At 64.1% G+C, this 6,827-nt stretch carries 1 protein-coding gene; it reads right to left on the bottom strand.

Annotated elements, in window-relative coordinates:
* Positions 1-6,827 (bottom strand): non-ribosomal peptide synthetase (locus BLP99_RS25915; RefSeq protein WP_143007991.1); only part of this gene is annotated, 6,827 nt, incomplete at both ends.

Here is a 6,827-nt window from a genome sequence, read left to right as displayed (position 1 = left end):
TTCCGTCGGGCCATAGCCATTGAGCAGGTGCTGCGGCGCGCCTTCTTTCAAGACCCGGCCGATCACCGCCGGATCGAGCACATCACCGCCGACGATCAGGTAACGCAAGTGCTTGAACACCGGCATCAGGCCGGCGGCGTACTGATGGAACAGGCCGGCGGTCATCCACAGCACGCTGACCCGCTGCTCGGTCAGCAACCGGGCGAAACGCTCCCGGGACAACAGCACGTCCTGGTCGACCACCACCACGCAGCCGCCGTTGAGCAACGGCGCCCAGACGTCCAGGGTACTGGCGTCGAAGGCCGGGTTGGAGGCGAACGCCACCCGGTCCCGGGCATTGAAATCGGCGTAGCCGTTGTTGATCACCAGTCGGTTGATCGCCCGATGCGGCACCAGCACCCCCTTGGGAGTGCCGGTGGAACCGGAGGTGTACATGATGTAGGCCACCGCTTCGGCGCTCTGGGGCAGATCGAGGTCGGTGCTGGCTTCAGCCAACTCCAGGCGATCCAGGTCGACCCGCACAGCGCTCTGCGCCGAGACCAGGGAGCTCTGGGTCAGCAGGACCTTGGCCCCGCTGTCGTCGACCATGAACTGCTGGCGTTCCAACGGCGCGCTGGTGTCCAGCGGCACGTAGACGGCGGCGCACTTGAGCACCGCCAACTGGCTGACCAGCAGTTCAACCGAACGGGCCAATCCCAGCGCTACACGGTCCCCCGGCTGCACACCCAGGCCTGCCAGATGGCGAGCCAGACGATTGGCCCTGATGTTGAGTTCACCGTAGGTCAGGCATTGTTCATCGTGCACCACGGCGATGGCATCCGCACAATCCTGCGCCTGCTGTTCGAACACGGCATGGACGGTCTTGTCCCGTGGATAGGCGCGTGTGGTCGCGTTGAACGCCTCCAGTACCCGCTCGCGTTCGGCATGGGGCAGCACAGCCAGGTCGTGCAGACGTGTAGCCGGGCTGGACTCCAGTGCCGTGGCGAGGCTCTGCAGCGCGCGCTCCATATACGCGCAGACCCGCTGCGCGCCGATGCCGTTCTTCACCAGGACGGTCAGGGCGAAATCCTCGCCCAGGTCATCCACCGACAACGTCAGGGGATAGTTGGTACGTGATTCGCCGTCCAGCGTCTCGATGCCCTGCCAGGCAGCGTCAACCTCCAGCGCATCGACCTGTTCACTGGAGTTGCGGTAGTTCAGCAAGGCACTGAACAGCGGTGCCGGTGCGCTCACGCCACTGCAGCGTTGCGCCAGGGCCAGCGAGGCGTGCTCATGGCCCAACAACGCGGTGAGACGCCCATGGACGGCCTGGACACCCGTGCGGACATCCTGGTCATCGACGCTGACGCGAAGGGGCAAGGTATTGATGAACATGCCCAATGCGCGGTCGGCACCCTGGCCGCCCTGCATCCGGCCCAGCAGCACCGTACCGAACACCACCTCGGATTTGCCCGAGACACAGGCCAGGACTTGCGCCCAGGCCAAGTGACAAAGGCTGGCCGTCCCCACGCCGGACCGGCGCGCAAGACGCCGCAGACGACGGCTCAGATCGCGCTCGAGCAATCGGCCGGCTTCTTCGATGTCGTGGCCGTCCCCCTGCACCTGTTGCAAGCCGAACGGCAGGGTCGGCTCCTCCACGTCGCCGAGCATGTCGCGGAAGAACGCCTCGTGCTCTTCCTGGCTCACGCCCAGGCGAGCCTGGGCCACATAGTTGCGATAAGGCACTGCCGCATCCAGTTGCCCGACTTGCCCCAGCAGATGCGCCTGCATTTCGCGCTGCACCACTTTGAGCGCCGTATGGTCAAGGGCGATGTGGTGGAACAGCAGCAGGGCGACCCAGCGCTGGTTGGGCTTGTCTTCGGCGAAGGCCAGGTGCATCAACGGTGCCTGGGTCATGTCCAGCCCATAGAGCCGGGCATCGAAACGTTGTTGCAACTGTTCGACGATGCCTGCGCCTTGCGGGTCCGGCTCGAACGCTTCCAGCTTCAGCGGCGCCTGGCGCCAGACCACTTGCTGAGGTTCGTCGAGGCCTTCCCACACGATCGCGGTACGCAAGATGTCGTGGCGATCGATGACGCTCTGCAACGCAAGGATGAAATCATCGAGGCGCTGCCGGTCTCGCAGGCCAAACAGCGCCTGAAGGAGATAGGGGTCGCCCTGCTCGGCCGACAGATGATGGTAGAGAATCCCCTCCTGGAGCGGTGCCAGGGGGTAGATGTCCTGCACATTGCCCGCACCACCCGGCACGCTCGCCACGATCCGGTCGATGGCCTCCTGGTCCAGCCTGGTCAACGACAGCATGTCCGGCGTGATTCTCGTGCAATCCCGGGCAATGCCGTTGGCCGGCACCTCGACTTCGCAGTACCCGCCCACTGCCGCCGCCAGCGCCGATAGCGTTGGCTGGCCGAACAGCACGCGCACGTCGGCACTCAGGCCCACCTGGCGCATCCGCTCGATCAGGCTGACGGCCAGCAGGGAATGACCGCCCAGTTCGAAGAAATGGTCGTGACGACCGACCTGTTCCACGCCCAGCAGCGCTTGCCAGATCTGCGCCAGGGTGGTTTCGACGTCGCCTTGAGGGGCTTCATAGCCTCGGGTAATGACCGAGTCGAGGTCTGGCGCCGGCAAGGCCTTGCGGTCCAGCTTGCCGTTGGGGGTCAACGGCAAGGCGTCCAGGCGTACGTAGGCCACGGGCACCATGTAATCCGGCAATTGCCCTTGCAGATGGCTGCGCAGGGCCTCGATGTCCACGGCCCGGGACTCGGTGAAATAGGCCACCAGGCGTTTGTCGCCGGGGACGTCTTCGCGGGCTTGTATCACGGCTTCTTTTACGGCTTCGTGCCCGGCGAGCCGTGCTTCGATCTCGCCCAGTTCGATGCGGAAACCACGGATCTTCACCTGGTCGTCGTTACGACCCAGGTATTCGATATTGCCGTCCGGCAGGTATCTCCCCAGGTCGCCGGTCTTGTACATCCGGGCGTTGGTTTCGCTGCTGAACGGGTCCTTCAGGAAGCGTTCGGTTCTTCTTATGAGGTCATCGCGATTGAGGTAACCGCGCGCCACACCGGCGCCGCCGATATAGATCTCTCCCGGTACGCCCAATGGCACCGGTTGACGGTGTTCATCCAGCAGATAGAACTGGGTGTTGGCCACCGGTTTACCGATATGCGCAGCGAAACCCTCTTCGCGGGACATCGATACCCAGCTTGAATAAGTGGTGGTTTCCGATGGGCCATACAGGTTGCACAGGCGCTTGACGGAAGTCTGCTCGAACAGCGCCTCCACCAGGCTGCGCTTGAGGGCTTCGCCCGCCACGTTGACGGTCTCGACACCCTCGCCCAAGCCACCGGATTCCAGCAGTGCCTTGAGGGCGGACGGTACGGTGTTGATCAAGGTGATGTCGTGCTCGCCCTGTTGCAGTTCCAGCACGTTGGTGACCACGTCGATGCTGCCACCGCAGGTCAACGGCGCGAAGCACTCGTAGACCGCCAGATCGAAGTTCAAAGAAGTGGAAAACAGCGTCTTCGACAGGGTTTGCGCATCGAAGGAACGCTGCGCCCAGGTCAGGAAGTTCACCGTGTTGCGGTGCTCGATCATCACGCCCTTGGGCAGACCGGTGGAGCCGGAGGTGTAGATCACATAGGCCAGGTGCGACGAGGTCAGTTCCGGAACCTGGGGATTCAGGACGGATTCGTCCTGCCAAAGTTCGCTGCCCAGATTGATGACCGGCATCGCCGCGCCGGCCAACAATCCAAGCGTCGCCGCCTGGGCCAGCACCGCCGCCGGGGCGCTGTCTTCCAGCATGTAGGCGATCCGGTCCGCCGGGTAAGCCGGATCCAGCGGTACGTAACCGCCGCCGGCCTTGAGGATCGCCAACAGGCCCACCACCATGTCGAGGCTTCGCTCGACACAGATCGCCACCCGGGAATCGGGTTTCACCCCCTGCTTGCGCAGGTAATGGGCCAGGCGGTTGGCCCGCTCGTTCAGTTCGCGATAGCTCAGGCGTTGTCCGCGATGCAGCACCGCCAGCGATTCCGGCGTGCGCTGAACTTGCGCTTCGAACAACCCGTGAATCGTCTGCGCCAGCGGGTATTCGGCCTGGGTGGCGTTGAAGCCCACCAGCAACTCTTCGCGTTCCGTCGCCGGCAAGATCGACAGGTCGGCCAATGGATTTTCCGGCGCATGCTCCAGGGCCTCCACCAGGCTCGCCAGGGCCGTTTCCATGTAGGCACCGACCCGTGCCGCGTCGATACCGGTCACCGCCTGGACGGTGAGACTGAAGCCGTCGCCCAGGTCGTCCACCGACAGCATCAGCGGATAGTTGGTGCGTTCCTCGCCACCGAGCACCTCGATACCGTTCCAGGCCGGCAGCGCCTCGCTGGACGCCGTCGGTGCGCTGTGGCGGTAGTTGAGCAAGGCGCTGAACAACGGCGTCGGCGCAGCCACACCGCTGCAGCGTTGCGCCAGCGCCAGCGAGGCGTGCTCATGGGCCAGCAACGCAGCCAGTCGTGCGTGGGTGGCTTTCACGCCGGCACGGACGCCGGTTGACCCCACGCGCACCCGCAACGGCAAGGTGTTGATGAACATGCCCAAGGCTCGATCAGCCCCCTCGCCGCCCTGCATCCGGCCCATCAGCACGGTGCCGAACACCACATCGTCCTGGCCGGTCACTCGCCCCAGCACCTGCGCCCAGGCCAGATGGACCAGGCTCGCGGCGCTCACGCCCAGGTGACGGGCTCGCGCTCTCAAGCCCTGGCCCAGATCATGGGCGAGTACCCGCGTGGCCTCCTCGATACCCTGCCCCGTGGCCTGTACATCCTGCAGGCCGAACGGCAGGGTCGGTGCGTCCACATCGCCCAGCATTTCGCGGAAGAACGCTTCGTGCGCTTCAGGGCTCACGCCCAGACGCGCCTGGGCCACATAGTTGCGATACGGCATCGCAGCGCCCAGACGATCGGCCTGGCCCAGCAGATGCAACTGCATCTCGTGGCGCACCACGTCCATCGCGGTGTGGTCCAGTGCCATATGGTGGAACAACAGCATCGCCAGCCAGCGATCCGTATCGGTGTCATGGGCATAGACCAGTTGCAGCATCGGGGCCCGGGTGATATCCAGGCGGTGATGCCTCGAGTCGAAGCGCTGGTACAGCAGCGCCGCCATGTCGCCGTCGACCGGGTCCAGTGCGACCTCTTCCTGCATCAGCGCTGCTTCGCGCCAGACGACCTGCAAGGGTTGATCGAGCCCTTCCCAGAGTACCGCGGTCCTGAGAATGTCGTGGCGGTCGATGACCTGCTGCAACGCACGGCAGAAGTCTTCCAGGCGCTCCCTGGTTGCGAAGGCGAACTGGGTCTGGAGCACGTAGGGGTCGCCCTGCCGGGCGGCGAGATGGTGATAAAGAATGCCTTCCTGCAGCGGCGCCAGGGGGTAGATGTCCTGCACGTTGCGAGCGCCACCGGGCACCGTTTCAACGACCCGGTCGAGGGTCTCCTGGTCCAGGTCGGCCAGGACCAGCATGTCAGGGGTGATCCGCGTACAGCCAGACGGGATCCGGTTGGCCGGTACCACGATTTCATTGCTGCCACCCACCGCGGCGGCCAACGCAGCCAGGGTGGGTTGACTGAACAGCACGCGCACGTCGGCACTCAGGCCCACCTGGCGCATCCGCTCGATCAGGCTGACAGCCAGCAAGGAATGACCGCCCAGTTCGAAGAAATGGTCGTGACGACCGACCTGTTCCACACCCAGCAGCGCCTGCCAGAGCTGCGCCAGGGTGGTTTCGACGTCGCCTTGAGGGGCTTCATAGCCTCGGGTGATGACTGCGTCGAGGTCTGGTGCCGGCAAGGCCTTGCGGTCCAGCTTGCCGTTGGGGGTCAACGGCAAGGCATCGAGACGGACATAGGCCATCGGCACCATGTATGCCGGCAGTTGCCCCTGCAGGTGGCTGCGCAGCGCCTCGATGTCCACGGCCTCATTCGTCCGGGATTGAGTGAAATAGGCGACCAGACGTTTATCGCCGGGTATGTCCTCGCGCGCCTGGACCACGGTTTCCTGGAGACCTGGATACTGAGCGAGCCTGGCTTCGATCTCGCCCAGTTCGATGCGGAAACCACGGATCTTCACTTGGTCGTCGTTACGACCCAGGTATTCGATATTGCCGTCCGGCAGGTAGCGACCCAGGTCGCCGGTCTTGTACATCCGGGCGTTGGGTTCGAGGCTGAACGGGTCCTTGAGGAAACGCTCGGCAGTGAGGTCATCGCGATTGAGGTAACCGCGCGCCACACCGGCGCCGCCGATATAGATCTCTCCTGGCACACCCAACGGCACCGGTTGCCGGTGTTCATCCAGCAGATAGAACTGGGTGTTGGCCACCGGCTTGCCGATATGCGCGGCGAAACCCTCTTCGCGGGACATCGATACCCAGCTTGAGTAAGTGGTGGTTTCCGATGGGCCATAAAGATTGCACAAACGCTTGACCTGGGTTTGTTCGAACAACGCTTCCACCAGGCTGCGCTTGAGGGCCTCGCCCGCCACGTTGACGATCTCGACACCCTCGCTCAAGCCACCGGATTCCAGCAATGCCTTGAGGGCCGATGGCACCGTGTTGATCAAGGTGATGTCGTGCTCGCCCTGTTGCAGTTCCAGCACATTGGCGACCACGTCGATGCTGCCACCGCAGGTCAACGGCGCGAAGCACTCGTAGACCGCCAGGTCGAAGTTCAGCGAAGTGGAGAACAGCGTCTTCGACAAGGTTTCAGAGTCGAAGGAACGCTGCGCCCAGGTCAGGAAGTTCACCGTGTTGCGGTGCTCGATCATCACGCCCTTGGGCA

Source organism: Pseudomonas sp. NFACC32-1 (assembly GCF_900101215.1).
Taxonomy (GTDB): Bacteria; Pseudomonadota; Gammaproteobacteria; order Pseudomonadales; family Pseudomonadaceae; genus Aquipseudomonas.
Note: the sequence above shows the minus strand (reverse complement) of the source record. Positions and strands in the feature narration are given on the sequence as shown.